Source organism: Lysobacter yangpyeongensis, assembly GCF_042655745.1.
GTDB classification, from domain to species: domain Bacteria; phylum Pseudomonadota; class Gammaproteobacteria; order Xanthomonadales; family Xanthomonadaceae; genus Agrilutibacter; species Agrilutibacter yangpyeongensis.
This window is the reverse complement of the sequence record NZ_JBHSNM010000002.1, coordinates 755,230-781,085: the sequence shown is the minus strand read 5'-3', so window position 1 is coordinate 781,085 and position 25,856 is coordinate 755,230. Positions and strand designations below refer to the sequence as shown.

Annotated in this window: 19 protein-coding genes; 12 read left to right on the top strand and 7 right to left on the bottom strand. The window is 69.1% G+C overall.

Annotated features, from left to right (window positions below):
* Positions 1-134: 134 nt before the first annotated feature.
* Together ACFPN1_RS10305 and ACFPN1_RS10300 are read left to right on the top strand one after the other, a co-directional pair.
* Positions 135-2,297, top strand: a complete 2,163-nt coding sequence (locus tag ACFPN1_RS10305; protein ID WP_386754824.1) for a PxKF domain-containing protein — start codon at positions 135-137, stop codon at positions 2,295-2,297.
* Between the two features lie 92 nt (positions 2,298-2,389).
* Positions 2,390-2,596 carry a YdcH family protein gene (locus tag ACFPN1_RS10300; RefSeq protein WP_386754874.1) on the top strand — a complete coding sequence of 69 codons (207 nt, stop codon included), beginning with the start codon at positions 2,390-2,392 and terminating at the stop codon, positions 2,594-2,596.
* 72 nt (positions 2,597-2,668) lie between these two features.
* Here ACFPN1_RS10300 and plsB read toward each other — a convergent pair whose 3' ends face one another.
* Together plsB and ACFPN1_RS10290 are read right to left on the bottom strand one after the other, a co-directional pair.
* Positions 2,669-5,527, bottom strand: coding sequence for a glycerol-3-phosphate 1-O-acyltransferase PlsB (gene plsB, locus ACFPN1_RS10295; RefSeq protein ID WP_386754873.1), 2,859 nt, complete (start codon positions 5,525-5,527; stop codon positions 2,669-2,671).
* A gap of 70 nt (positions 5,528-5,597) precedes the next feature.
* Positions 5,598-6,530, bottom strand: coding sequence for a hypothetical protein (locus tag ACFPN1_RS10290; RefSeq protein ID WP_386754823.1), 933 nt, complete (start codon positions 6,528-6,530; stop codon positions 5,598-5,600).
* 260 nt (positions 6,531-6,790) lie between these two features.
* On the opposite strand from ACFPN1_RS10290, the gene ACFPN1_RS10285 reads away from it, so the two are divergent.
* From ACFPN1_RS10285 to ACFPN1_RS10265, 5 genes are all read left to right on the top strand, one after another.
* Positions 6,791-7,306 carry a Csu type fimbrial protein gene (locus ACFPN1_RS10285; RefSeq protein ID WP_386754822.1) on the top strand — a complete coding sequence of 172 codons (516 nt, stop codon included), beginning with the start codon at positions 6,791-6,793 and terminating at the stop codon, positions 7,304-7,306.
* A 2-nt stretch (positions 7,307-7,308) separates the two neighbouring features.
* Complete coding sequence (locus ACFPN1_RS10280; protein ID WP_386754821.1) at positions 7,309-8,022, top strand: fimbrial biogenesis chaperone; 714 nt, start codon at positions 7,309-7,311, stop codon at positions 8,020-8,022.
* Complete coding sequence (locus ACFPN1_RS10275) at positions 7,982-10,387, top strand: fimbria/pilus outer membrane usher protein (protein ID WP_386754820.1); 2,406 nt, start codon at positions 7,982-7,984, stop codon at positions 10,385-10,387. The genes ACFPN1_RS10280 and ACFPN1_RS10275 overlap by 41 nt, the downstream gene beginning before the upstream one ends.
* Positions 10,384-11,319: a Csu type fimbrial protein gene (locus ACFPN1_RS10270; RefSeq protein ID WP_386754819.1), complete on the top strand. Its 936-nt coding sequence runs from the start codon at positions 10,384-10,386 to the stop codon at positions 11,317-11,319. The genes ACFPN1_RS10275 and ACFPN1_RS10270 overlap by 4 nt, the downstream gene beginning before the upstream one ends.
* A 418-nt stretch (positions 11,320-11,737) precedes the next feature.
* A complete protein-coding gene (locus ACFPN1_RS10265) occupies positions 11,738-12,400 on the top strand; it encodes a peroxiredoxin (RefSeq protein WP_386754818.1) in 663 nt (220 codons plus the stop codon).
* Between the two features lie 1,491 nt (positions 12,401-13,891).
* Here ACFPN1_RS10265 and ACFPN1_RS10260 read toward each other — a convergent pair.
* Together ACFPN1_RS10260 and ACFPN1_RS10255 are read right to left on the bottom strand one after the other, a co-directional pair.
* Complete coding sequence (locus ACFPN1_RS10260) at positions 13,892-14,800, bottom strand: 5'-nucleotidase, lipoprotein e(P4) family (RefSeq protein ID WP_386754816.1); 909 nt, start codon at positions 14,798-14,800, stop codon at positions 13,892-13,894.
* 98 nt (positions 14,801-14,898) lie between these two features.
* The gene (locus ACFPN1_RS10255) at positions 14,899-16,878 is read right to left on the bottom strand and encodes a UvrD-helicase domain-containing protein (protein WP_386754815.1); all 1,980 of its coding nucleotides are present in this window, start codon (positions 16,876-16,878) and stop codon (positions 14,899-14,901) included.
* 217 nt (positions 16,879-17,095) lie between these two features.
* Here ACFPN1_RS10255 and ACFPN1_RS10250 point away from each other — a divergent pair, with 217 nt between their 5' ends.
* From ACFPN1_RS10250 to ACFPN1_RS10240, 3 genes are all read left to right on the top strand, one after another.
* Positions 17,096-17,908 carry a tetratricopeptide repeat protein gene (locus ACFPN1_RS10250; protein ID WP_386754814.1) on the top strand — a complete coding sequence of 271 codons (813 nt, stop codon included), beginning with the start codon at positions 17,096-17,098 and terminating at the stop codon, positions 17,906-17,908.
* 110 nt (positions 17,909-18,018) lie between these two features.
* Positions 18,019-18,777, top strand: coding sequence for an SEL1-like repeat protein (locus ACFPN1_RS10245; RefSeq protein ID WP_386754813.1), 759 nt, complete (start codon positions 18,019-18,021; stop codon positions 18,775-18,777).
* Between the two features lie 46 nt (positions 18,778-18,823).
* Positions 18,824-19,453: a thymidine kinase gene (locus tag ACFPN1_RS10240; RefSeq protein WP_386754811.1), complete on the top strand. Its 630-nt coding sequence runs from the start codon at positions 18,824-18,826 to the stop codon at positions 19,451-19,453.
* 16 nt (positions 19,454-19,469) lie between these two features.
* Here ACFPN1_RS10240 and ACFPN1_RS10235 read toward each other — a convergent pair whose 3' ends face one another.
* The 3 genes from ACFPN1_RS10235 to mutM all read right to left on the bottom strand — a co-directional run bounded on the left by ACFPN1_RS10235 (position 19,470) and on the right by mutM (position 23,819).
* Positions 19,470-22,280, bottom strand: coding sequence for a serine/threonine-protein kinase (locus tag ACFPN1_RS10235; RefSeq protein WP_386754810.1), 2,811 nt, complete (start codon positions 22,278-22,280; stop codon positions 19,470-19,472).
* 46 nt (positions 22,281-22,326) lie between these two features.
* A complete protein-coding gene (locus ACFPN1_RS10230; protein WP_386754808.1) occupies positions 22,327-22,890 on the bottom strand; it encodes an ECF-type sigma factor in 564 nt (187 codons plus the stop codon).
* Positions 22,891-23,006: 116 nt separating this feature from the next.
* On the bottom strand, positions 23,007-23,819 hold the full coding sequence (gene mutM / locus ACFPN1_RS10225) for a bifunctional DNA-formamidopyrimidine glycosylase/DNA-(apurinic or apyrimidinic site) lyase (protein WP_386754807.1): 813 nt from the start codon (positions 23,817-23,819) through the stop codon (positions 23,007-23,009).
* Positions 23,820-24,166: 347 nt separating this feature from the next.
* On the opposite strand from mutM, the gene ACFPN1_RS10220 reads away from it, so the two are divergent.
* Together ACFPN1_RS10220 and ACFPN1_RS10215 are read left to right on the top strand one after the other, a co-directional pair.
* Positions 24,167-25,354 carry a DesA family fatty acid desaturase gene (locus ACFPN1_RS10220; RefSeq protein WP_386754806.1) on the top strand — a complete coding sequence of 396 codons (1,188 nt, stop codon included), beginning with the start codon at positions 24,167-24,169 and terminating at the stop codon, positions 25,352-25,354.
* Positions 25,355-25,440: 86 nt separating this feature from the next.
* Positions 25,441-25,773 (top strand): EF-hand domain-containing protein, encoded by a 333-nt coding sequence (locus ACFPN1_RS10215; RefSeq protein ID WP_386754872.1) that lies wholly within the window; start codon positions 25,441-25,443, stop codon positions 25,771-25,773.
* The last annotated feature ends 83 nt before the right edge of the window (positions 25,774-25,856 follow it).

The window sequence follows — 25,856 nt, the reverse complement described above, 5'->3', positions numbered from 1 at the left end:
CTCGGTGAGCTGGTGGTACGTCACGGTTGGGGCTCCTTTCTTGCCGGATCAGAGTCCCAACCAGTCTGCCAGCTCACCCCTGCATTCTTGGGGGCTGGAGTTGTCGCACTTACTTTGGCAATTTCCGATTCGGCATGCTGCAGTGCTTCGGCAGTCCGATGGTGAGCGAGAACCTGCCGATCGAGCCGCTGCGGCAGTTCGACGTGGGCTACGAGCACGGTTGCGGCGTGCTCGCGCTCGATGGCCACGCGCATTGCTGGGGCCGCGAAGTCGACGGCAAGACGCTGGTGCCGCCGGGATTGTTCCGCAATCTGAGCGGCGGCCTGATGCACAGCTGCGGCGTGCGTGCGGACGGCACCGGCGCGTGCTGGGGCTACGACGGCGACGGTCAGACCGTGCCGGTGCTGGCGCCGGAGCGCGCGTTCCTCGCCATCCAGGCGGGCGAGCGCCACAGCTGCGGGTTCGACAGCGGGTTGCACATCCGTTGCTGGGGCCTGGACGCGGAGCTGCCGTACGACCCGAACGAACCCGGCCAGCTGCCCGAGTTCGCCACCTTCCGCGCGTTGTCGGTCGGTGCGCACCACAGCTGCGCGATCCGCACCAGCGGCCGCCTGTTCTGCTGGGGCGCCGACTGGAGCGGACAGTTGCAGAACATCCCGCAGGGCACGTTCGTCGCGGTGTCTGCCGGCAGCTCGCACACCTGCGCGATCCGCACCGATGGCACGCGCGAATGCTGGGGCGAGCCGTGGATGACGCCGCACCTGGAACTGGACCCCGAGTCCGTGCCTGGCGTGCGGCCGGGCGAGTACCTCAACGTGCAGTTCCAGCTGCGCAGCGACGGACCGCTGCCGGTGCAGGCGTCGACGTATGCGATCGTCGCCGGCACCTTGCCGTGGAGTTTCTTCCTCGATCCCAATGGCGTGCTGCATGGCAGCGCGTACCAACCGGGTCGCTATCCGATCACCGTCGAAGGCCGCGACCAGAACGGCTTCGCCGCGCGTCGCGAAGTCGTCGTGTCGATCGACGACACGCCGCCGCTGATCCAGGCGCAGATCGCCGGCACCCTCGGCGACAATGGTTGGTACATCAGCCCGGTCAATCTGAGTTGGTTGGTGAGCGAACCCGAATCGTCGATCCGCTATCAGGACGGCTGCGATCCGGTGCAGGTCCAGTGGGACACGCAGGGAATGGATTTCCACTGCTTCGCCGACAGCGTCGGCGGCAACACCGTCGAGAGCGTGACCCTCAAGGTGGACACGCAGGCGCCGATCGTGTCGGTGCAATCGTTCACCGCCGACGGCGCGCTGGCGACCGTGACGTTCGAGGGCCACGACTCCCTGTCGGGCCTGGCCGGCTTCGAATGCGCGCTCGATGGCGGCGCCTATGCGGCCTGCGCCTCGCCGCTGGTGCGCACCTTCGCGCCGGGACTGCACGAACTGCTGGTTCGCGCCGTCGATGCCGCGGGCAATCGCAGCGAGCCGGCCTACAAGAACTGGGTTACCGACGCGACGCCGCCACAGGTTTCGGCAAGCGTGACCGGTCCGCTCGGCGCCAATGGCTGGTATGTCGGCAACGTGCAGATCAGCTGGCAGGTGAGCGATGCGGAATCGGCCGTCGGCGGTATCGGCTGCAACACCGTGCAACTGACGGTCGACACGCCCGGCGCCAGCTTCACCTGCACCGCCACCAGTGCCGGCGGCACGACGGTGCGTACCGTGACCGTCAAGCGCGACGCCACCGCGCCGACGCTCCTGCCGTCGGTGAACCCCGGCACGCTGCTGCTCAACAGCCCGCAGCAGGCCAAAGCGAACGGCAGCGACGCGTTGTCCGGCATTGCCGGCGAAACCTGCGCGCCGCTGGCGACGGCCAGCGTCGGCGCCAAGTCGGTCGCCTGCAGCGTCACCGATGCCGCCGGCAACAGCGCGAGCGCCAGTACCGGCTATCGCGTCGTGTACGGCTTCGTCGGTTTCAGCTCGCCGGTGCAGAACCCGTCGGTGCTGAACGTATCCAAGGCGAGCCGTTCCGTGCCGCTGCGCTGGCGTGTGGTCGACGCGCAGGGCGCGCCGGTCGCCAACCTGACCGCGGCCGGCGTCAACGCCACCGCCATCGCCTGTCCGGTGACCACCGAAAGCCGCATCAGCACCTACGGCGGCAGCAACGGCCAGCTGCGCAACCTCGGCAACGGCTATTACCAGCTCGACTGGATGGCGGCGAATTCGCTGCGTGGCAGCTGCCGGCGGCTGGAGCTGGACCTGGGCGACGGCGAGGCACGGTCGGCCTGGTTCAAGTTCAACTGAAGCGTCGCATGCGGCGGGCCTGTGCGCCCGCCGCATGCGGATTCCTCGGTTGCCTTGGGCAAGCCGCGCCGGCAGCGTAAGCTCGGCCCATGATCGAAGCCGACGATCCCGCCGCCATCGCCCGCAAGCTGGCCGAACTGAAGGTCGAACACCGCGACCTCGACCTGGCGATCGAACGGCTCACCGCGGACGTGTCCGCCGACGAGCTCAGCATCAAGCGCCTGAAGAAGCGCAAGCTGTGGCTGAAGGACTGCATCGCGCGGCTGGAAAGCGCGCTGATTCCCGACCAGCCCGCATAGCCGCGCAATCTGCGATGCACGCACCGGAGCGCGACGGCCGCGTGCAGCGACCGTCGCGACGTGCCGTCGCATTCACTCGCCGGACTTGCCCGACTCCGGACTGATCTTCTCGATCGTGTGCCGCATCTCGCGGCCGAGGATCACCTTGGCGTCCTTCGCCCAGGCGGTCAGGTGGTGGTCGAAGGTGAGCTTGCCGTTCCCGTCGGGCCACACCAGGCGCAGTTCGCGCAGCTTCTGGATGAAGCCGCGGAACAGCGACTTGTCGAAGAACTCCGGCGCCGCCGGCGCGTACAGCAGCGACAGCCGCTGCGCGGCGAGATGGCACAGGCTTTCCAGTTCGCCCGAGCTCAGCGTGCCGGCGCCGTTCTTGGCCAGCACCGAGATGGCGATGTAGTAGCGCTCGAAGGCCTGCTGCAGCGAGTGGCCGATCGCGCGCAGGCGGAACACCTCGTCGCTCTGGCCGGCGTTGCGCGCGAGGATCCCGCCGTCCTCGTCGCTCACGCGTTCGAGCAGGCCCTCGCCGACGAACAGGTCGACGGTGCGCGACAGGCGCTCGCCGAACTGCTCCGCGGTCCACGGCAGGAACAGTTCCGCCTGCAGGAACGGATACACGTTGCGGCCCAGTTCGAGCACGCGCGTCAGGCTCATGCGCCGGTTGTGCTGGAAGCAGCACGCGATCCACGCCGCCGCGGTGAACAGGTGCAGCACGTTGTTGCGGAAGTAGCTGAGCAGCACCGCCTTCTCGTCATCGACGCCGAGCACGTCGCCGAGCGGATGCTTCGTGCGTTCCAGCACGTTGATTTCCTCGCCGTGGGCGATGATCTGCTCGGGCGTGTGCGGCGTGACGGTGACGCGGTCGGAGAACGGCAGGTCGGCGAGCAGCTTCTGTGACAGCGCGATCTGCGCGCGTAGGTCGCCTTCGCCCATCGCGTGCTTGGGCGTGGACAGCAGCGCCAGCGCCAGCAGGTTGATCGGATTGACGTCCGCGGCGCGGTTGATGTTGACGTTGATCTTCTGCGCGAGCGCGTCGACGGTGTCGGAGAGCCACTTGGGCTTCTCGTCTTCCGGCACGGGCCGGCCGTCCCAGCTCGGCGCGTGCTCGGCGAGCACGTCGCCCAGCAGGATCGGCTCGCCGAAGTTCACCACCACCTGGCCGTAGTTGCTGCGCAGCACCCGCGGGATGCCCATGAGCAGCGCCCAGACCGATTCCTTTTCCTTCGGCTTGCCGGTGAGTTCGTCGAGGTAGCTGTTGCCTTCCATCAGCTTCTCGTAGCCGATGTAGACCGGCTGGAACAGCACCGGGCGCGTGGGCTGGCGCAGGAAGCCGCGCACCGTCATCGAGATCATGCCGCCCTTGGGCTGCAGCAGGCGGCCGGTGCGCGAGCGGCCTCCTTCGGTGAAGTACTCGATCGAATAACCGTTGCCGACCAGCTGCGCGACGTATTCGCTCAGCACCGCCGAATACAGCACGCTGCCGCGGATGCTGCGGCGGATGAAGAACGCGCCGCCCTTGCGCAGCAGCGTTCCGACCACCGGCAGGTTGAGGTTGACGCCGGCGACGATGTGCGGCGGCACCACGCCCTTGGTGTAGAGCAGGTAACTCAGCAGCAGGTAGTCCATGTGGCTGCGGTGGCTGGGCACGTAGATGACTTCGTGGCCCGGCGCGGCGGCCTTGAGCTTGTCCAGGTGGTGCACCAGCACGCCGCGGTAGATGCGGTTCCACACCGTGGTGAGCAGGAAGCTCGCCGAACGCACCACCGGGTGCGAGTAATCGGCGGCGATTTCGTAGGCGTAGCCGTGCGCCTTCTTCCACGCCTCGGTGAGCGAGGTCTTGTCGCGCGCGGCCTGGTCGGCGATGGCTTCCTTGACCGAGTCGGAGGCGAGCACGCTGTCGATCAGCAGGCGCCGCGTCGACAGGTCGGGCCCGATCACCGCCGCGCGCAGGCGGTGGAAGTGGGTGCGCAGGACGCGCGACAGCTTGCGCACGGTGCGCTCGGGCGGCAGGCCTTCGTCGAGCACGCCGCGCAGCGACACCGGCGGCGCGAACTGCACCAGCGTGTCGCGGCCGTTCAGTGCGATCGACAGCAGGCGGCGGAAGCGGCCCACCAGCGTCCAGTTTTCCGAGAACAGCACCGAGAACCAGCCGCTGTTCTTGTCCGGCGCGCGGCCCACGAAGATCGAGACCGGCACCAGCTGCACGTCGAGTTCGGGTTCGGCGCGGTGCGCCTCGAGCAGGCGGGCCAGCGAGCCCGAATGGGTCTTCGGCGACGGCGCCGGCGGCGGTGCCGCGGGGGTGCCGGTGATGGTTCCGGTGATCGTGCCGGTGATGCTGTCGGCCAGCGGCGCCAGCGCGCTGACGTTGCGGCGCGACAGGGCGAGGTAGGCGCGCTTGCGGCCGAGCGGGTCGCCCGGCAGCGGCTGCAGCGGGGTGGGCAGGCCGGCCTGGCGGCAGGCGCGTTCCAGGATCAGCGCGTTGGACAGGCCGTAGTCCTCGAGCACGTAGCAGACCGGCCGGCCGCCCAGCAGGGCGAGGTGTTCGGCGGCGGTCTGCGGCTCGATCTTCAGTTCGACCCACGGCTCCATCAGCCAGCCCAGCAGCTTCGCCCACAGCGGGCGGCGGGCGGGGGCGGCGGGGCGCGGATCGGCGGCGAAGGCGGGCGGCGCCGCCATCGGCAGGTCGGGTTGCGCCGGTTCGGGCTCGGCGGCGGTGGCGGGCGATGTCGGCGGTACGGGTTCTACCGGCGCGGCTTCCGGTGGCGTGGGTTCCGACGGCGCGGAGCCGGCGGCAGCGGGCATCGCCGGGACCGTTTCGGCCGACACGGCCGGTGCCGCGGATGCCGGCGTGGCCTTGGGATCGGCGGATGCCGGGGTCTGCGGACGCGAGGGTTCGTCGTCCGGGAAGAGGGAAGTCTGGTTCGGCATTGGCGGGATTATGCCGGCCGATCGGCGCCAAATCTCGGAAGTGGGCGGCCGCGGCCGGGTCGGAGGGGGCCGCGGCCGCTCAGCGGCGCGCGGGCGTGCGGCTGGGCGGTCCGCCGCTGCCGCCGGCGAGGGTGGCCGCACCGGCTTCGGTTTCGGCCCGGCGCAGCAGGTCGCTGAGGTACCAGCGGCCGCCCCGGCGCTCGACCCGGACGAGGGCGTCGATGGGTTCGCCGGCGAGGGTGTACTCGATCCGCACCCGCGCCTGGTCGCCGGTCTGCTCGGCCAGCGTGACGCGCATGCCGGCCAGGGCGGCGTCGAAGTCCAGGCCGTAGGCGGCCAGCGCATGCTCCACGCGGACGAAGAACGGGCCCAGTCGCTGCAGGCTGGCTTCCATCCCGGCCCGGTGCAGGCCGTCCGGCCCGCCCAGGCCGGTGGTGCGGGCCGCCAGGGTGATCTGCGGCAGCACCTGCCGCGCGCGGGCCGGGTCGGCGAGCGGCGCGCGCTGTCCCCAGCGGGAAAGGGCGCCGATCAGCTGGCGGTAGTGATCGCGTTCCTCGTCGCTGTAACTGCCCTCGTTGGCGACGTACTGCACGGTGAACAGGCCCAGCGTGGTGGCCGCGTCGCGGATCTCCTTCTGCGCGCCGGCGAACTGGCGGCGATAGGCCGCCAGCAGCGTCTGTTCCGAGCGCGGCGCCGACAGCGCGGCGAGGAAGCCCTGGAATTTCTGGTCCAGCGGCAGTTCGCTCAGCGGCCACAGCGTGCGGCCCTGGTCCCAGGCGGTGGCCAGCCGCGCGTGCAGGGGTTCGGGAACGGCATGGCGGGCGTAGGCGGCCAGGTCGTCGCGCCGCAGGTCGTCGACCAGCTGCTGCACGGCGGCCACGGGCGAATCCGGGCCGGCCTCGGGCGCCGAGCTACCCGGCACGCAGGCCGCGGCGGCGAGCAGCAGGAGGGTGGCGGCGACGGCACGGATCCGGGCAGGCGCGGGGCAGATGGAAGACGGCAACGCAGGCATCGGGGGCGATCTTGGCCTGCGGTCTGCCGGCGCCACAAGCCAAGGCGGTCGCGAAATCGTTTCCGCGGCGACGCCGGCAAGCGTCAGCTAGTGACGTGCCCCGACGGTCATGACGTAAAAGCGACGTGAAGGCCGCAAGGGCGGTCCCGCAGGCCGTGCAAAACGAAGCGCCAGCATTGGCATGGTTCGTGCTACGTTACGCGACCCGGATCACATTCTTGCAAAGGACGGCTCCACCCATGTCGTTGAGATTCCCGAAAATGAACCTCCAGAAGACCGTCCTTTTTGCCGCTCTTGTCGTTTCGCCCTTCGCCGCCAGCGCCGCCAACACCACCGCCAACTTCGGCGTGCAGCTGACCGTCCAGAACTCCTGCACCCTCACCGCCGGCAACACCGCGTCCGACATCGACTTCGGCAGCGTCACCGGCAACATCACCGCCGATCGCGATGCGGCGACCTCGCTGACCGTCAACTGCAACAACGGCGCGCTGTACCACGTCGGCCTCAACGACGGCCTCAACGCCTCGGCCGGCCAGCGCCGCCTGGCCAGCGCCGCCAATCCCGGCCAGTTCGTGAGCTACGAGCTGTACACCGACGCCACCCGCACCAACCGCTGGGGTCAGACCGCCGCCGGCGGCACCGCCAACGACGTCGACGGCACCGGCAACAACGCCGACCAGACCTTGACCGTGTACGGCCGCGTGCCGGGTACGCCGCTGCAGTCCGTCGGCGCCGGCGTCTACAACGACACGATCACCGCCACGATCGAATTCTGATCATGAAACGGGCAGTCCCCGCCGCGCTCCTGGGCGCGGCGTTGGCTTCGTTCGTGCCCGCGTCCTGGGCACAGGGTCAGCTGCAGGTCGCGCCCACGCTGGTCGAACTGGCGCCGGGCGCCACCGCCGGCCGCATGACCGTGACCAATACCGGCGATGCGCCGATCGCGGCGCAGGTGCGCGTCTTCGCCTGGAGCCAGGCCGAAGGCGAGGACCGGATGGCCGCGACCAACGACGTCGCGATCAGTCCGGCGATCATGCAGATCGCTCCCGGCGCCAGCCAGGTGGTGCGGCTGGTGCGCGAAGGACCGGCCCCGCAATCGCGCGACGGGTCCTACCGCCTCGTCGTCGACGAACTGCCCACGCCGGGCGAAACCGCACAGACCGGCATCCAGCTGCGTCTGCGTTTCGTCGTGCCCGTGTATCTGCGGGCGGCGAAGGCGGCCCCGCCCGTGCTGCAGTGCCAGGTGCATGCAGCGTTCCTGGCGTGCAGCAACGGCGGCGGACAGGCCGCACAACTGGGCGCGTCGCGCCTGATCGATGGCCACGGTCACGCGATGCCGCTGACCCCGGGCCTGTTTGGATACGTGTTGCCCGCCAGCGAGCGTCACTGGACGCTCGATACCGCGGCACTCGCGCGCCTGGACGGCGAACTGCAGCTGGAAACGCGCCTCAATGGCCAGCCGCTTTCGATTGCCGTCGGTCGTGCGCCCTAGGTCGCTGACGCTTGCCCTCGCCATCGCGCTGTCGTCGTACGTCACGACGGCGAGCGCGGGTGCGGGTGCGGGCACCGGCACCGGCTCGGTGTCGCTGGGCGAGCTCGGACTTCCCGACATCGGCGGCGTCGCCGCGGCGACCGGCGCCGGCGACACGCAACTGCTGTACCTCGAGGCCTACCTGGGCGAACGCCCGCTTGGCCAGCTTGCCCGCGTGCAACTGCGCGAGGGCCGCCTGTTCATCACCCCCGACGACCTGCGCCGACTCGGCGTCGTCGTCGATCCGGCCCTGCCCACCGACGAATCCGGCCTGATCGCGCTGGACGCGGTGACCGGGCTGAGCTACCGCTACGACGTCGAAGGCCAGCGCCTGATCCTCGACGTCGCCCCGCAGCTGCGCCCCAACCAGTCGCTGGGCTACCGCATTCCGGAAGCCGTCGAGGCCACGCGCAGTGCCGGCCTGCTGCTCGACTACGACGCCTACGGCCGCAGCACCGACCACGAGGACACGCTGTCGCTGGGCACGATGCTGCGCGCGTTCGGCCGCTTCGGCGCGATCGACAACAGCTTCGTCAGCCGCGCCGGCGACCGCGCCGATGCCTACCAGCGCCTCGACACGCGCTGGACCTACAGCGATTCGCGCCACATGACCACCTGGAGCGCCGGCGACTTCATCGGCGGCGGGCTGGCGTGGTCGCGGCCGGTGCGCATGGGCGGCGTGCAGCTGCGCCGCAACTTCGGCGTGCGCCCCGACCTGATCACCTTCCCGGTACCGCGCTTCACCGGCCAGGCGACCGTGCCCTCCTCGGTGGAGTTGCTGGTCGACAACGTGAAGCAGTTCGGCGCCGACATCGACGACGGCCCGTTCGTGCTCGACAGCTTCCCGCGCATCACCGGCGCGGGCGAGGCCACGCTCGTGGTGCGCGATGCGCTGGGCCGCACCACGCAGACCAGCGTGCCGATCTATGTCGACTACCAGCGCCTGGCGCCGGGCCTGAGCGATTTCAGCCTGGAAGCCGGACGCCTGCGCCTTGGCTACGCCACCGACCACGACCGCTACGGCGACGACGTCGTCGCCAGCGGCAGCTACCGCCGCGGCCTGTCGATGTCGGTGACCGGCGAGGCGCACGCCGAGTACGGCCCCGACCTGCGCCTGGCCGGCGCGGGCGTGGTGTGGGCGCCGGCCGGCCACCTCGGGGTGGTCACCGCCTCGCTCGCGCGCAGCGAGGGCAATGGCAGCGGCGATCAGCGCAGCGCCGGTTACCAGTGGATGAGCCCGCGCTTCGGCTTCGACCTGAAGGCACAGCGACGCTCGCGCGGTTTCCGCGACCTGGGCGACCTCGCCGAAGGCGGCGTGCCCACCTCGCTGCGCGCGCAGGACCAGGCGTCGGCCTGGTGGGCGATGCCGCGCGGCAGCCTCGCCTTCTCGTGGCTGCGCTGGCGCAGCCACGCTGGCGACGAGGACAGCGTGCGCACGCTGACCTGGTCGCAGGTGATCGGCCACCGCCTCAACGCCAGCCTGGGCGTCTTCGACAGCGACAGCTCCGGCGCCGGCTTCAATCTCAACTTCAACCTGCCGCTGGGTCGCCTGCGCGATGCCTCGCTCTCGGCCAGCCACAGCCGCGACCGCGACGACGCGATCGCCGCGGTGCGCCAGTCGCCCGGCTACGACGGCGGCTGGGGCTGGGAACTGCAGGCGGGCGATCGCGACGGCCGTTACGGCCTGGCCTCGACGACGCTGCGCGGCCGTTACGGCGAAGCCACCCTCGGCGCCGACCACGATCGCGGCGACACGAACTATTTCGGGCAGGCCAGCGGCAGCCTGGTGTGGATGGGCGGCGCCACTTTCGCCAGCCGGCGCATCGGCGATTCCTTCGCGGTGGTGAGCACGCAGGGCGTGCCCGGCGTGCCGGTGCTGTACGAGAACCGCTTGTTCGGCACGACCAACGCGCGCGGCTTCGTGCTGCTGCCCGATCTGCGCGGCTGGCAGCGCAACCGCGTCGGCATGGATCCCGACGCGCTCGGCGTCGAATACCGCGTGCCGCCGCTCGAGCAGATGGTCACGCCGGCCGACCACGGCGGCGTGCTCGTGCGCTTCGACGTCGCCCGCGTGCATCCGGCGATGGTGACCCTGCTCACCGCCGGCGGCGCGCCGATGCCGGCCGGCACGCAGGGCCGGATCGTGGACGGCGATGCGTTTCTCGTAGGACTGGACGGCCAGGCCTATCTCGCCGACCTGCCCGCCGGCGGCACGCTGGAAGTGGAACTGCCGGGCAGCACCTGCCGCTATGCGCTGCCGGCGCAGTTGCCCGGGGACACGGGCGTATTGCAGCTGGGGCCGCTGCCTTGCGGAGCACTGCCATGAGCCTGCGTTTCGTCCTGGTCCTGTTCGCCCTGCTGTTGCTGTGGCCGGCGCATGCGCAGGCCCAGTCGACGTGCTCGACATCGGCGCAGACGCTGGCGTTCGGCACCATCGGCACCCCGACCGCGCAGCGCGACACCAGCGCCAACGTCACGGTCACCTGCTCGGGCAGCCCCGGCAGCGTGCGGCGCGTGTGCGTGTCGATCGACGCCGGCACGTTCCCCAGCACGGTGAACAGCCGGGTGATGGTCAACGGCCTGTTCAACTGGCTGGACTACGGGATCACCACCACGCCGGGTGGCGCGAACTGGGGCAACTACTTCGGCTCGGACGGCCAGGAAGTCCAGGTCACCATCGGCGGCGGTGGCAGCGGCAGCGAAACGGTGGCGATGTACGGACGCATCGCCGCGAACCAGAACCTGCCGGCAGGCACCTACACATCGTCGCTGACGGTGCGGGCGCGCATTCCCAGCGGCGGCTCGCCCTGTTCCAACCTGACCGGCTCGTACCAGACTCCGTCTTCGTTCCTGGCCACGGTGACGCTGGGCGGAACCTGCACCATCGCCGCCTCGACGCTGAACTTCGGCACGGTGGCCAATCTCACCGGCGGCGTGTCCGCGAGCGGCGCGCTGACGGTGACCTGCAGTAGCGCCATGCCGTACACGGTCGCGCTCAACGCCGGCACCACGGCGGGCAACACGATCGCGGCGCGCAAGCTCAGCCTGGAGGGCAGCGGCCCGGGCATCGTCAGCTACCAGCTCTACCAGGACGGCGGGCACACCACGATCTGGGGCGACGGCACCGCGGGCGCCGCCTATCCGGGCACCGGCACGGGCACGGCCCAGACGATTCCCGTGTATGGCGACGTTCCCGCCCAGGCGACGCCGGCGGGGGGCACCTACCGCGATACGGTCACGGCGACAATTACGTATTGAGCGCCTTCTCAAGCGGCCCGCCGAAGCGCGCATCCGCGGGCAGAGGCCCTGCGCGCAAAAAGAAAGGGAGGCCGGTGGGCCTCCCGCAATCCGGCCGAGGCCGGAGGACTTGGTTGTGGCGCTGTTCCGGATCAACCGGACCGCCGCAGGTTAGCCGCCTTTCCAAGTTTAAGCAATACATTGCCATGACTTTATAACTTATTGATTTTTAACACGAGTGGCTTGTGGCCGAGCAACCGATATCCGGTCGCCCGCCGCCGCCGCCGGGGCGTATAAGAAAGCCTGCGGAGGAGTAAGCGCTCCTCCGCGAACGCGAGTGGGAAAAGACGCCGACCTCTGCGCGCGCGCCCTGCGGAGGCGCGCCGCCGTGGGGACTCGCGTCGTTCCGAGGGCGCCGAACGGGCAGAGGAACACCACCATGGCACTCAGGATTGGCGATACCGCCCCCGACTTCACCGCCGAGACCACCGAAGGCCGCATTGGCTTCCACAACTGGCTGGGCGATTCGTGGGGCGTGCTGTTCTCGCATCCCAAGGACTTCACTCCGGTCTGCACCACCGAGCTGGGCTGCGTCGCGCAACTCAAGCCCGAGTTCGACAGGCGCAACGTCAAGGTCATCGGCCTGAGCGTGGATTCGGTCGAAGACCACAAGCGCTGGGCGAACGACATCCGCGACACGCAGGGCGTGGCGCCGAACTATCCGGTGATCGGCGATTCCGATCTGAGCGTGTCGACGCTCTACGACATGCTGCCGGCCGGCACCCAGGGCGCCGCGGCGGGCCGCACGCCGGCCGACAACCAGACCGTGCGCACGGTGTTCGTGATCGGCCCGGACAAGAAGATCAAGCTCGAGCTCGCCTATCCGATGACCACCGGCCGCAATTTCGACGAGGTGCTGCGCGTGATCGACTCGATCCAGCTCACCTCGAAGTACAAGGTCGCCACACCGGTGAACTGGAAGCCGGGCGACGACGTGATCATCGCGGGTTCGGTGTCGGACGATGATGCGAAGCAGTTGTTCCCGCAGGGATGGACGGCGGCGAAGCCGTACATCCGGATGGTCCATCAGCCCAACGCGTGAAGGAGTGATGACGGGCGGGCCGCGGTGCGCGGCTCGTCCGTGGGGTGGGCGTGCAGAGTTTTTGCGTTTCCGTCAGCGGAAATCTGTCCGTCGTCATCCCGCGAAGGTGGGCATCCGGTGACTGTGCTTTTGCTTGCCATCCCCGCGAAGGCGGGGGGCAGTGACTTTGCTTCTGCCCGTCATCCCCGCGGAAGCGGGGATCCAGTGACTTTGCTTTTGCCCGTCATCGCCGCGAAGGCGGGGATCCAGTGACTTTGCTTTGCCCGTCATCCCCGCGAAGGCGGGGATCCAGTGACTTTGCTTTGAGGTTTCTCGCTCGTCACCCCGCGGAAGCGGGGATCTGGTCCTTTGCCTTGAAGTCTTGAACCCTTTGACTCGCCAACCCCGCGGCTTTCAACGGACGAATGTCTGCAGCGAAGATCCAGCGACTTTGCTTCTGCGCGTCATCCCCGCGGAAGCGGGGATCCAGTGACTTTGCTTTTGCTCGTCATTGCCGCGAAGGCAGGGATCCATGGACTTTGCTTTGAAGCTTTGAAGCTTTGAAGCAACAACAACATCAAAGGCTTTCGCCCCTGCGGGGCGAGTTACTTTTCTTTGCTTGCCCAAAGAAAAGATAACCAAAAGAAAGGGCACCCCGGAGCTACGCGCCCTCCGCTTCGCTCCGGGTCCGCGGACGGGCCGGGGCTTTTCGACAGGACATCCCTGTCCTGTCGAAAAGCGCGCGGCATCCCTGCCGCGCGCCCTGCGGGCCTGATCCGTCCCGCCCGCCGCTGCGCTACGGGGCCCCGACAAGTTCAACGTCAAGGTCAAAAGCAGGGGCAAAAGCAGGGGCAAAAGCAGGGGCAAAAGCAGGGGCAAAAGCAGGGGCAAAAGCAGGGGCAAAAGCAGGGGCAAAAGCAAAAAAAGAGCAACCGTGCGGACCAACGTGTCAGCGCGCTTCGCTCGTCATCCACGCGAAGGCGGGGATCTGGTCCTTTTCCTTTGACTCGCCATTCCCGTGGCTTTTCAACGGACGAATGTCCGGTCGAGCGGGCATCCAGTGACTTTGCTTTGCTCGTCATCCTCGCGAAGGCGGGTATCCAGGGACTTTGCTTTTGCTCGTCATCCCCGCGAACGCGGGGATCCAGTGACTTTGCTTTTGCTCGTCATCCTCGCGAAGGCGGGGATCCAGCGACTTTGCTTTTGCTCGTCATCCTCGCGAAGGCGGGGATCCAGCGACTTTGCTATTGAAGTCCTGAAGCTTTGAATACAGGGGGCCGAGACCGCGTCCATCCTGTCCACGCTGCGCAGCGCCTACACAAAGGCAAAGCAATCGGTCAGGTGAGTGGATACACGGCGCAAAAGCAAAGGCACTGGATCCCCGCCTTCGCGGGGATGACGAGCGAAAAACTTCAAGACAACGCAGTGCGATCGCCGGCTTCGAAGAGATGCCAGGCGAAAGTACGACCGACCTCATTTCCTCAAGACGATGCCGATCGAAGAGGGGCAGCCTCACTCCCTCGCATCATCCAGCGCCGCTTCCTTCGCGGCGCGGCGCGCGGTTTCCGGCTGGTTCCAGGCGTTGTCGAACAGCGCCGGTTCCCAGCTGCCGTAGAGCGGGTTGGGCAGGGGCCACCAGCGTTCGCCGATCCAGGACTGGTACGGCGCGATCGCGGCGCGGCGGCCTTCGCGCGTGTTCGACGCGATCTGCACGAAGTCGCCGACCTGGTCGCCGAACTGCATCAGCACGCGGTAATTGCGCGCGACCAGCTGGCGGCGACAGGCCTTCTCGGAACCATGCTGCTCGCAGCCGTCGACCACCGTGCCCAGGCCGAGAAACTGCGCGTCGTCCGCTAGCGGAAAGCCCGCTGCGCGCAGGTTCGCCAGCGTCGGCTGCGCCTGATCGGCGTCGCGGTTGCTGATGTAGAAGACGGTGACGTCGCGCTTCGCCGCGGCGGAGAGGAATTCGACCGCGCCCGGCAACGGCTTCGCCCTGGCCTCGTTCACCCATTCCCGCCATGTCGCACTGTTGAAGCCGCGATGCTCGCGGATCTGCCGCACCGTGCTGGGCGAGTTGTCGAGCACCGTCTCGTCGATGTCGACGATGATCGCAGGTGCAAGCCTGGCGTAGTCGTTGCGACGTTCCTCCTTCGGCAACGCATCCCAGGTGCGGTCCTTCAGCGCGGCGTCGAGGCGCTGCCCCGCGGCGCGGTAGAGCGCGGTGTAGACCAGGTCGCGTTCGACCGAGGTCTGGTACCACACGGTGGCGTTGAGACTGTCGTCGGGCGGCGGGTCCTGCGCCGGTGCGGCGGCGACAGGCGCGGGTGCTTCGACGGCCGCGGTCGGCGCATGCGTGGCGCAGCCGCCGGTCAGGGCGGCGAGCAGGGCGAGGGCGGGAAGCGCGGGAGGCGAAAGGCGCATGGCGTCGGTGTCGATGAAAGAGACGGCCGAGTGTACCCAAGGCGCGCAACGGCGCCGTGGCAGTCGTACGCGCGCAAGCGCGGAACCGGCGCGCGGGGTCAGCTTTCCAGCAGCGCCTTGATCGCGGCGAAGCCGGCGCTGGCGCGTTCCTTCTTGCGCTCCGCATCGGCGACCGGATCGGCGCCGTCACGCTGCAGTTCGGCTGCCGGCAATTCATCGAGGAAGCGACTGGGCTTGAGCCGCACCTTGTCGCCCCAGCGCGAGGCCTCACGCGAATGCGACAGCCACAGCTGTTCCTTCGCGCGGGTGATGCCGACGTAGAGCAGGCGGCGTTCCTCGTCGAGGCTGCCTTCCTCCAGCGCCATGTCGTGCGGCAGCGTGCCGTCCTCGCAACCGACGATGAAGACGTAGCGGAACTCCAGGCCCTTGGCGCCGTGCATCGACATCAGCCGCACCTGGTTGCCCGCCTCGCCCTTGTCGGCGTGCGAGAGCAGCGCGAGTTGCGCGGCCAGTTCGCCCGGGCCCGAACCCTTGCCGCCGTCGAACCAGCCCGCGAGTTCCTCGAGATTTTCCTTGCGGCGCTGGAAGCTGGCTTCGTCCTTGCACTGCATGCGGATCGCCATGAGCATCCCGGACTTCTCGCCGAGCACGCGCACCAGTTCGGCCGGGCTCAGTCGCTGCGCATCGGCGCGCAGCGAACGCACGATCTGCATGAAGCCGTCGAGCGCGTTGGCCGCGCGCGGCGCCAGTTGCTTCAGCGCGCCCACCGATTCGGCGGCGCGCGACATCGGCATGTGCTGGCCGTGCGCGAGTTCGGCGAGCTTGGCCAGCGTGGTCGCGCCGACTTCGCGCTTGGGCGCCTGCACCGCGCGCAGGAACGCCGCGTCGTCGTCGGGATTGGCGATCAGCCGCAGCCATGCGAGTGTGTCCTTCACTTCCTGCCGTTCCAGGAACGCGGTGCCGCCGCTGAGGTGATACGGAACGCGCAGCAGCTGCAGCGCCTTTTCCAGCGGCCGACTCTGGTGGTTGCCGCGGAACAGGATGCAGAAGTCGCTCCACGGCGCGGCATGCTTCTGCGCGAGGAAGTGGATTTCCGACGCCACCTTCTCCGCTTCGTGCGCGGCGTCGCGGCACTCCCACACGCGGATGCGTTCGCCGTCGGGCTGGTCGCTCCACAGCGTCTTGGGATGTTCGTGCGGGTTGTGCGCAATCAGCGCGTTCGCCGCGCGCAGCACGCGGTTGGAGCAGCGGTAGTTCTGCTCGAGCTTGATGATCTCCAGCGCCGGATAGTCCTTGCCCAGCTGCAGCAGGTTGTCCGGATTGGCGCCGCGCCAGGCGTAGATCGACTGGTCGTCGTCGCCCACGCAGGTGAACAGACCTTTCGGCCCGGCCAGTGCTTTCAACAGACGGTACTGCGCGTCGTTGGTGTCCTGGCATTCGTCGACGAGCAGGTAGCCGATGCGCTCGCGCCAGGCCAGGCGCAGGTCTTCGTCGGCTTCCAGCAACTGCACCGGCAGGCGGATCAGGTCGTCGAAGTCGACGGCGTTGAACGTCGACAAGCGCTGCTGGTACTTGCCGTACAGGATCGCCGCGTCCATCTCGCGCGGGCTCTGCGCGACCGCGAGCGCTTCTTCCGGCGGCAGGCCGGCGTTCTTCGCGCGGGAAATGAGGTTGCGTGCGTTGTCGAGCACGTCCGGCTTGCTGCCCGGCGGCAGCAGGTCCTTCAGTTGCGCGGCGGTGTCGTCGCTGTCGAACACGGAGAAGCCGCGGCGCAGCCCGGCCCTGGCGTGTTCGATCTGCAGGAACTTCAGCCCCAGCGCGTGGAAGGTGCAGATGGTCAGCCCGTCGGCCGCATCGCCCTTGATGCGCTTGGCCACGCGCTCCTTCATTTCCTTCGCCGATTTGTTGGTGAAGGTGATCGCGGCGATGCGGCGCGCGGGCATGCGGCCCGAGGAAATCAGGTGCGCGATCTTCTCGACGATGACGCGGGTCTTGCCGCTGCCGGCGCCGGCGAGCACAAGCAGGGGGCCGTCGGTATGCAGGACGGCGGCGCGCTGGGGAGGATTGAGGAAATGCATGCGGACGACAGGCGAACTGGCCGCGCATTCTACCGGGCGGGCGCCGGCATTCCGCGACGCGCGAGCCGATTGAAGGCCGCATGCTGCTCGTGGGCGCCGCGACCCGCGTATTCCCGGCTTCTGCGTGGCGCGGGGCTGCCGCGTAGGTCGTCAGTTTACCTGCGGCGATCGCGTCGGCCGGCTAAGCTTGCGCACCCAATCAAAGCGGATGAAACGGATGTCGAAGCAGCGTGTGTGGCAGTGGTCGGTCCTGGCGCTGGTCCTGGGAATCATGCCCGTGCTGGACGTGCGCGCGGAGCAGGCCGTCGTGCCGCCCGATCCGCTCGAGGATCCGCTGCTGATCACGGCCGGATTCCTGGGCCACCACCAGGATCTCAAGTACCGCCTGCTCGGCATGAAGGCGTACGAGGCCAAGGATTTCGACAAGGCGATGCGTTACTTCCGCCGCGCCAGCTATTTCGCCGACAAGCCCTCGCAGGGCATGGTCGGCGAGATGTACTGGAACGGCGAGGGCGTCGCTGCCGATCGCGCGCTCGCCTACGCCTGGATGGACCTGGCCGCGGAGCGCGGCTACACCGGTTTCATCGGGCTGCGCGAGAAGTACTGGAAATCCCTGGATGCGGCCGAACGCGCGCGCGCCATCGAGGAAGGCCAGGCGATCTACGCGCGCTTCGGCGACGCTGCGGCCAAGCCGCGCTACGAGACGGCGCTGCGCCGCGGCCGGAAGGAAATGACCGGAAGTCGTACCGGTTTCAATCACGGTGTGAAGATCGAGCTTCCCGGTCCGTCCGGTTCGCAGATGATCGAAGGCTCGAAGTTCTACGACGAGCGTTACTGGGACGCGCGCAAGTACTGGGCGTGGCAGGACAAGATCTGGGCACGGCCACGCATCGGCAAGGTCACCGTGGGTGAGCTGGAGGTGGCGACGGACGCGGTCGACACCCGCATCCCGGAAACTGCGCCGGAGATCGACGCACCTGCACCCGAGGTTCCGCCGGAAGTGCCGCCCGAACCCGCGCCGACGCCCTGAGGGCGCCCGTCGGCGTGTCCGCATCGGCACATTCGCCGTAATTGCGGCGTGGTCCGCCGGGGCGTAGCGTTCGTTCATCGCTACGCCTTTCCGGCTGACGGAGTGCGTCCATGAACGTGCGCCCCGCGTGTCTCGTGGTTGCCTGCCTGCTGGCCTTCGGTCACGTGGCGGCCAGCGAAAAGCTGCAATTGGTCGATGCCAGCTTCATGGAAATCGACGCAATGCTGGTCTCCGCGCGCGGACGGCCCAACGAGGAATGGCGGCTCAACGGGCTCAAGTCCTACCAGAGCGGGCATTACGACGAAGCGGTGCAGCGTTTCGAGCGCGCGGCCACCTACGCGGACAAGTATTCGCAGCACTTCCTCAGCCTCATCCATTGGCACGGCGCCGGGGTTCCGGTCGATCGCGTGCAGGCCTACATCTGGAGCGACCTCGCCGCCGAACGCGGCAGCCGGCCGCTGCTGGCGATCCGCGAGAAGATGTGGTCGCAGCTCGACGCGGACGAACGCGCGCGCGCCCTCGCGCAGGGCCCCGCCTTCTACGACCGCTACGGCGACGCCGTGGCCAAGCCGCGCGCCGAGGCGGAGATCCGCCGCTTCGCCCGCGACATGACCGGCAGCCGGGTCGGTTACCGCAGCCAGATGATGGAAAGCGGCGGCGGCCCGGTGAACGGTGCCTTCGTGGCCGACATCGGATCGAATGCGGCCGCCTATGCGGTATCGGTCGCCGGTTCGCCGGACGAGTTGTACGGGCGCGACGGCGGACTGCGGCGCCTGCAGGGCTACTGGCGGGAACAGGACGCGCTGCTGGATCGCGCCAGCGGTCGCGTCGAGGTCGGCCCGGCAACGCGCGCACGTCGCCGGCCGTAAGCGCGTTGCCCAAGTCGTGGATCGCATGCGCGGATAAACTGCGCGCATGGCCAAGCTCTACTTCTACTACTCGGCGATGAACGCCGGAAAGACCACCACGCTCCTGCAATCGGCGCACAACTACCGCGAGCGCGGCATGCGCGTGCTGATCCTGACCCCGCGCCTGGACGATCGCGCGGGCCGCGGCACCGTCGCCTCGCGCATCGGCCTGAAGGCGGCCGGGCATGCCTTCAAACGCGACGACGACCTCGAGCAGATCGTGCGCGCGGACATCGATGCACATGGCCGGCTCGATTGCGTACTGGTCGACGAGGCGCAGTTCCTCGCCAGGCCGCAGGTCTGGCAGCTGAGTGAAATCGTCGATGCGCTGCGCGTGCCGGTGCTGTGCTACGGCTTGCGCACCGACTTCCGCGGCGAACTGTTCGAAGGCAGCCAGTACCTGCTGGCCTGGGCCGACGAGATCAACGAGATCAAGACGATCTGCCACAGCGGCAAGAAGGCGACGATGACCGTGCGCGTCGACGAGGCCGGGCGCGCGGTGCAACAGGGCCCGCAGGTCGAGATCGGTGGCAACGAGCGTTACGTGTCGGTCTCGCGCGCGGAGTTCAAGAAGGTGATGCGCGGCGAGAGCTCGGTCGAAGGCCTGCCGGAACCGCAGCAGCCGCCGTTGCTGTGAGAGGCGACGCGCGGCCTCAGTGGCAATCGGCGCGAATGCCCAGTACTTCGCGCAACACCGCGCCGCCTTCGGGCATCGCCGCCTGCATGTCGGCGGCTACGGCATCGAGAGCAGGTCCCGCGAGCAGCGGCTCGCGCCGGCAGCGCGCTTCGGCGAGGTAGGCGCGCGCCAGCCAGCGGGTCTTGCTGCGTTCGCTGTCGCTCGGCGGCAGGCTGGCGATCTCGGCCAGGCGCCGCGCGGCCGCTGCATTGCCGGCGACGGCGAGCAGGCGCGCCTGCGCGAGTTCGGCGCGCAACGTGTGCGAGTGCTCCGCGCCGTAGCCTTCGCGCGTGAGCGCCACCGCGCTCTGCAGTGCCGCCTGCGCACGCGCATGGTCGCCCAGGGCCGCGGCGACTTCGCCGATCAGCCGGTCCGTGTCGCCCACGAGACCGTGGCGTGCCCCGAACTGGGCGACGCGCAGCCGCCGCGCTTCCTCCAGCAGGGGCAGCGCGTCGGCATCGGCGCCGGTGTCATGCAACACCATCGCCTGGTTGAACAGGCCCGCCGCAAGCAGGCCGCGATCGCTGCCCTTGCGCCAGATCGCCACCGCGTGCGCGAGCGCCGGCAACGCCGCGGCGAAATCGCCGCGCTCCCAGGCGGTGATGCCCAGGCTGTTGTAGTTGCGCGCGACGTCGGGATGCTCCGGCCCCAGGCGCGCGACCAGCCACTGCTGGGTCAGCGCGAATTCGCGCTGCGCCTGCGCGTAGCGTCCTTCGTCGACATGCAGCGCGGCCAGCTGGCGGCGCGCATCGACACCCGCGCGGCTGTCCGCACCGTGCAGTTGCAGGGCGAGATCGAGCGCGGCCTGGCAGTCCTTTTCCGCGGCGGCGGCGTGGCCCTGCACGCGCCGCAGCGCGCAACGCTGGCGCAGGATGTCCACCGCCAGCGGGTGGCGGGTGCTGACGTGCACGCGCAGGTGGTCCATGGCTTCGTCGTAGCCGCGCAGCGCCGCGGCGGTATCGCCCGCATCGCCCTGCAGCGCGGCCAGGTCGATCAGGTTCTCGACGATGCCCACGTCGTCGGAGGGCGTCTCGCGTCGCACCGCGAGCGAACGCTCGTACATCTGCCGCGCGCCCTGGCGCTCGCCGGCCGCGCGGCGGCAACGGCCCAGTTGCGAATAGAACTGGCTGCTCTGCGGCGGCAGCTGCGCCTGTTCGTTGCGGGCGAGATCGAGGAACGGCTGCATCAGTGCGATGCACTCTGCCGCCTGGTCCTGCAGCGCCAGCATCTGCCCGCGCAGGGTGAGCGACTCCAGCTTGAGGCTGTCGGGAATGTCGCGCGTGTTGTCGACGATGGCGGCCTGGCGGCGCAGCAGTGTCTGGGCTTCGCGGTAGTCGCCCAGGCCCAGGCGCAGCCGCGCGAGCAGGCCGAGCAGTTCGGCGCGCGCGCGCGGTTGCCGTTGGGGTTCGGCACGATCGCGCGCCTCGGCGGTGGCGAGCAGGCTGCGCAGATCCACGGCCTGGCCCGGCGCGCCGCCGGCCTGTTCGAACAGGCCGACCATGAAGTCCTGCATCGCCTGCGCGCGCGCGGCTTCGGCCAGCGCCTGCCGCGCCTGCCACGCGACCAGACCGATCGACAGTCCGAGCACCACCACCACGGTGGTCGCGGTCAGCAGCGTCCAGCGGTGCCGCGCGAAGTACTTGCGCACCCGGTAACCCACGCCCTGCGAACGCGCCAGGACCGGGCGGCCTTCCTCATAGCGGCGCAGGTCCAGCGCCAGCGCCTCGACCGAGGGATAGCGCTGCTCGGGCCGCTTCGACAGCGCCTTGAGCACGATGTTGTCGAGATCGCCGGCGAGCACGCGCGCACGCCGCCGCAGGTCGGCGACATGGCTGTAGTCCTCGTGCGTGTCGCGTTCGATCCGGCGCAGCACGGTCTGCGAGGGCTTGAGCGGATCGTTGAAGAGGATCGCGTCTTCCCACGCCGCATCGCTCTCGCGCTTGAGCTTGTAGGGCTTGCGGTCGGTGAGCAGTTCGTACAGCACCACGCCGAGCGAATACACGTCGGTCATGGTGGTGACCGGTTCGCCGCGGATCTGCTCCGGCGCCGCGTAATGCAGGGTGAAGGCGCGCATGCCGGTACGCGTCTGTTCCACCACCGGCACTTCGCTGTCGAGCAGCTTGGCGATGCCGAAGTCGAGCAGGCGCACTTCGCCTGCGGGCGTAACCAGGATGTTGGAGGGCTTCAGGTCGCGATGCACGATCAGGTTGGCGTGCGCGTGGCTCACCGCATCGCACACCTGCTGGAACATGCGCAGCCGTTGCGCGACCGGCTTGTCGAGCGCGCGGCAGTAATCGGTGATCGGCTCGCCGTCGACGTATTCCAGCGCGAGGTACGGCAGGCCTTCGGTGGTGATGCCGGCGTCGAGCAGGCGCGCGATGTGCGGATGCGCCAGCCGCGCGAGGATCTGCCGCTCGCGGGTGAAGCGCAGGCGCAGGTTGGTGTCGGTGAGCCCGGGGCGCAGCAGCTTCAGCGCGACGCGACGCTGGTAGAGGCCGTCGGCGCGCGAGGCCAGCCACACCTGGCCCATGCCGCCCTCGCCCAGCAGGCGGTCGAGCCGGTACGGACCGACCACCGTGCCGGGCTGCGCGCCCATGCGCGCCGGCGTGAGCGGTTCGGCCAGGAAGTCGGTGCGTTCTTCCTCGAGCGCGATGAGCGCCTCGAGTTCGTCGGTGAGCTCGGCGTCCTCGTCGCGCAGTTCGCGCAGGCGTTCGGCGCGCGCTTCCACCGGCAGCTCGAACAGCGCATCGAGCAGCGGGGACAGGCGTTGCCAGCGCGCAGGGTCCATCGGTGTTCCGTACTCCCCGTAGGCCGTCGTCGCGACGGCGGCGCGATCAGGAGTCCTTCAACGAAGCCAGCAGGAACATCCGCGCCTTCTGCCAGTCGCGACGGATGCTGCGTTCCGAACGCTCGAGCAGGGCGGCGATTTCCAGTTCCGACAGGCCGGCGAAGTAGCGCAGTTCGACCACCTGCGCGAGCTTCTGGTCGACCGCCGCCAGCTTGGTCAGCGCGACGTCGAGGCCGAGGGTTTCCTCGTCCAGGCGCAGGCCGCCTTCGACGTCCTCGGGCAGGTCGGTGACGCGGTGCAGGTCGCCGCCGCGCTTCTGCGCCAGGCGCTGGCGCGCGTAGTCGACCACGACGCTGCGCATCGCGGAGGCCGCGTAGGCGAAGAAATGGGCGCGGTCGTCGAAGTGGGCCTCGCGCCGGCCGATCAGCTTGAGGTAGGCCTCGTGCACGAGCGCGGTGGCGTCGAGCGTCTGCCCGTGCTGGCCGGCGAGCTGGCGCCGCGCCATCGAATGCAGTTCCGAGTAGAGGCGGGCGAGCACGTTGTCGAGCGCGCCGCGGTCGCCGCCACGGGCCGCATCGAGCAGCAAGGTGATGTCCGCACTGTCCGCCATGGAAGACCCGACCCCCGGAGATGAGCCGAATATAAACCCAATCCGGAAGCGGCTGTGCGCATTGCGGCGCGGGCGCGTCGGGGCGCGGGACGGCCGGTTCCGGGCGACGCGGTGGCCTACGTCTGGCAGTGCCCGCACCACACCGTGGCGCGCTGACCGATCGCCGCGTGCTTGAGCGGGCGGCCGCAGCGCGGGCAGGGCTCGCCACCGCGGCCATAGGCGGCCAGCTCCAGCTCGAAATAACCCGGCTCGCCGTCGGGGCGGATGAAGTCGCGCAGGGTGGTGCCGCCGCGGTCGATCGCGTAGGCGAGGATGCGCTTCACCGCATCGGAGAGGCGCCCGTAGCGTTCCCGCGACACCTTGCCGGCCGCGCGCAGCGGCGAGATTCCCGCCTCGAACAGCGCTTCGGCCGCGTAGATGTTGCCTACGCCCACCACCACGCGCTGGTCCATCAGGAAGGTCTTCACCGGCGCCTTGCGGCCGCGGCTGAGCGCGAACAGGGTGTCGCCGCTGAAGTCCGGCGACAGCGGCTCGGGGCCGAGGTCGCGCAGCAGTTCGTGGGTCGTGCCCGGCGCCTGCCAGAGCAGGCAGCCGAAGCGGCGCGGATCGGTGAAGCGCAGCACGCGCCGGGAATCCAGCGCCAGGTCCACGTGGTCGTGCGCCTTCACCGGCGTCGCGGCCGGCAACACCCGCAGGCTCCCCGACATGCCCAGGTGCAGCAGCGCGCTGCCGGCCTGGGTATCGAGCAGCAGGTACTTGGCGCGGCGGCGCACCGCGGCGATGCGTTGCCCGGGAAGCAGTTCGCGGACCTCGCGCGGGATCGGCCAGCGCAGGTCGGGGCGACGCAGGGTGACGCCGGTGACGGTGCGCCCCTCGAGGTGCGGGGCGAGGCCGCGGCGGGTGGTTTCGACTTCGGGCAGTTCGGGCATCGCCTTAGCTTACGGGCGTGGGTGCTCCCTGCCTTTCGGCGAGGCCGTAGGGGGCCAAGGCGGGGTCGAGCGCGGCAGGCGGGAGGTGTTGCTGTTTTAGGGAAAGAAGAAAAAGCGGAAAGCACCCCTCCCCAACCCTCCCCTTCGGCTGCGCCGAAAGGGAGGGGGAAAAACCGGCGTTGCCCGTTCAGCTTTGTCGTTTTGCTGAACCCTCACCCGGCTCTCGCCAAAGTGGGCAATCCGTACAGGGGCGCACGCCGGTCCGGGGTGGCAGAATCCCGGCGGGCTCGTCCTTTTCCCTTCACCCCTTCGCCGCGCGAAGGCGGGCGCGCCGTTCCGGAGTTTCCATGTCCGCATTGCTCGATTTCCTCGCCGGTGGCCTGCTGCAGGCCGGCTGGGGCACCCTCGCGATCTACTTCCTGGTCGCCACCCAGCTCACCATCTTCTCGGTGACCCTGTACCTGCATCGTTCGCAGGCGCACCGCGCGGTCGACTTCCATCCGGTGCTCGCGCATTTCTTCCGCTTCTGGACCTGGTTGTCGACCTCGATGGTCACCAAGGAATGGGCGGCGATCCACCGCAAGCACCACGCCAAGTGCGAGACCGAAGAAGACCCGCACAGCCCGCAGATCAAGGGCATCAGGACCGTCTTCTGGCGCGGCGTCGAGTTGTACAAGGAAGCGCGCGCCGACCGCGAGTCGATCGAGAAGTACGGCAAGGGCTGCCCGGACGACTGGATCGAGCGCCACCTCTACACCCCGTACGCCACGATGGGGCCGACCCTGCTGCTGCTGATCCAGTTCGCGCTGTTCGGCTTCGTCGGCGTCGCCCTGTGGGCGATCCAGATGGCGTGGATTCCGTTCTGGGCCGCGGGCGTCGTCAACGGCCTGGGCCACTGGTGGGGCTACCGCAACTTCGAGACCACCGACACCGCGACCAACCTGTCGCCGTGGGGCGTGTGGATCGGCGGCGAGGAGCTGCACAACAACCACCACGCGTTCCCGTCGTCGGCGAAGTTCGCGCTGCGCAAGTTCGAAGTCGACATCGGCTGGATCGCGATCCGCGGCTTCCAGAAGCTCGGCCTGGCCCGCGTGCTGCGCGTCGCGCCGACGCTGGACGTGCGCCCGAACATCGCCATGCCCGACGGCGAGACGATGAAGGCGCTGCTGGCGATCCGCTTCCAGGCGATGACCGACTACTACCGCAACGTCACCCTGCCGGCGCTGCGCGAAGCCAAGTTCAAGCTGCCACGCAAGCTGCGCCAGGGCCTGGCCGACGGCGGCCGCTGGCTCGACGAGGACAAGCGCGCCAAGCTGCAGTCGTGGATCGCCGAGCGTCCGCGCATGGCGCAGCTGGCCGAGTTCCGCGCCCGCCTGTCGCAGGTGCTGGACGAGCGCTCGCACGACGCGCAGGCCACGCTGGCCAAGCTGCAGGCGTGGTGCGCCGAAGCCGAGGCGTCGGGCAATGCGGCGCTGCAGGCGTTCTCGCTGCGCATGAAGGGCTATGCGCTCGCACCGGCGCGCATCGGTGCGTGACGATGTCCATGCGTGACGCACGCAAGAAACGGGAAGGGGCGGCAACGCCCCTTCTTCGTTTGCCGCGGAAGTCGTTCCGCTACACGGTGCTGGCGGTCGGCGCGACGCTTGCCGCACTGCTCTTGCCCGCGCTCGCGACGGCGCAGGTCGTGGCCACCCACGATTACCTCGATCGCATGGACGGCGACCGCGACGGCCGCGTGTCGCTGGCCGAATACCAGGCGTGGATGGGCTACGCCTTCGAACGCATGGACCGCAACGGCGATGGCCTGCTGACCGCCGACGAATTGCCCGGCGGCAAGGGCCGCACCGTGAGCCTGGTCGAACACCGCGAATCGCTGGCCGCGATGTTCCGGCGCCAGGACGCGGACCGCGACGGCTTTCTCGACGCGAAGGAGCTGGCCGCGCCACCGCGCTGAGGGGCAACACATCGCGTCCGAACGCAACGGACCGTGCATCAGGAAGCGGCGCGCCCCGGGCTACGTCGGTTTCGATGAACTTT

Excerpts from the sequence above, each read along its gene's own strand:
- ACFPN1_RS10305 (WP_386754824.1), top strand. The coding sequence starts at position 135 with ATGCTGCAGTGCTTCGGCAGTCCGATGGTGAGCGAGAACCTGCCGATC.
- ACFPN1_RS10290 (WP_386754823.1), bottom strand. The coding sequence starts at position 6,530 with ATGCCTGCGTTGCCGTCTTCCATCTGCCCCGCGCCTGCCCGGATCCGT.
- ACFPN1_RS10285 (WP_386754822.1), top strand. The coding sequence starts at position 6,791 with ATGAACCTCCAGAAGACCGTCCTTTTTGCCGCTCTTGTCGTTTCGCCC.
- ACFPN1_RS10280 (WP_386754821.1), top strand. The coding sequence starts at position 7,309 with ATGAAACGGGCAGTCCCCGCCGCGCTCCTGGGCGCGGCGTTGGCTTCG.
- ACFPN1_RS10275 (WP_386754820.1), top strand. The coding sequence starts at position 7,982 with ATGGCCAGCCGCTTTCGATTGCCGTCGGTCGTGCGCCCTAGGTCGCTG.
- ACFPN1_RS10270 (WP_386754819.1), top strand. The coding sequence starts at position 10,384 with ATGAGCCTGCGTTTCGTCCTGGTCCTGTTCGCCCTGCTGTTGCTGTGG.
- ACFPN1_RS10265 (WP_386754818.1), top strand. The coding sequence starts at position 11,738 with ATGGCACTCAGGATTGGCGATACCGCCCCCGACTTCACCGCCGAGACC.
- ACFPN1_RS10260 (WP_386754816.1), bottom strand. The coding sequence starts at position 14,800 with ATGCGCCTTTCGCCTCCCGCGCTTCCCGCCCTCGCCCTGCTCGCCGCC.
- ACFPN1_RS10255 (WP_386754815.1), bottom strand. The coding sequence starts at position 16,878 with ATGCATTTCCTCAATCCTCCCCAGCGCGCCGCCGTCCTGCATACCGAC.
- ACFPN1_RS10250 (WP_386754814.1), top strand. The coding sequence starts at position 17,096 with ATGTCGAAGCAGCGTGTGTGGCAGTGGTCGGTCCTGGCGCTGGTCCTG.
- ACFPN1_RS10245 (WP_386754813.1), top strand. The coding sequence starts at position 18,019 with ATGAACGTGCGCCCCGCGTGTCTCGTGGTTGCCTGCCTGCTGGCCTTC.
- ACFPN1_RS10240 (WP_386754811.1), top strand. The coding sequence starts at position 18,824 with ATGGCCAAGCTCTACTTCTACTACTCGGCGATGAACGCCGGAAAGACC.
- ACFPN1_RS10235 (WP_386754810.1), bottom strand. The coding sequence starts at position 22,280 with ATGGACCCTGCGCGCTGGCAACGCCTGTCCCCGCTGCTCGATGCGCTG.
- ACFPN1_RS10230 (WP_386754808.1), bottom strand. The coding sequence starts at position 22,890 with ATGGCGGACAGTGCGGACATCACCTTGCTGCTCGATGCGGCCCGTGGC.
- mutM (WP_386754807.1), bottom strand. The coding sequence starts at position 23,819 with ATGCCCGAACTGCCCGAAGTCGAAACCACCCGCCGCGGCCTCGCCCCG.
- ACFPN1_RS10220 (WP_386754806.1), top strand. The coding sequence starts at position 24,167 with ATGTCCGCATTGCTCGATTTCCTCGCCGGTGGCCTGCTGCAGGCCGGC.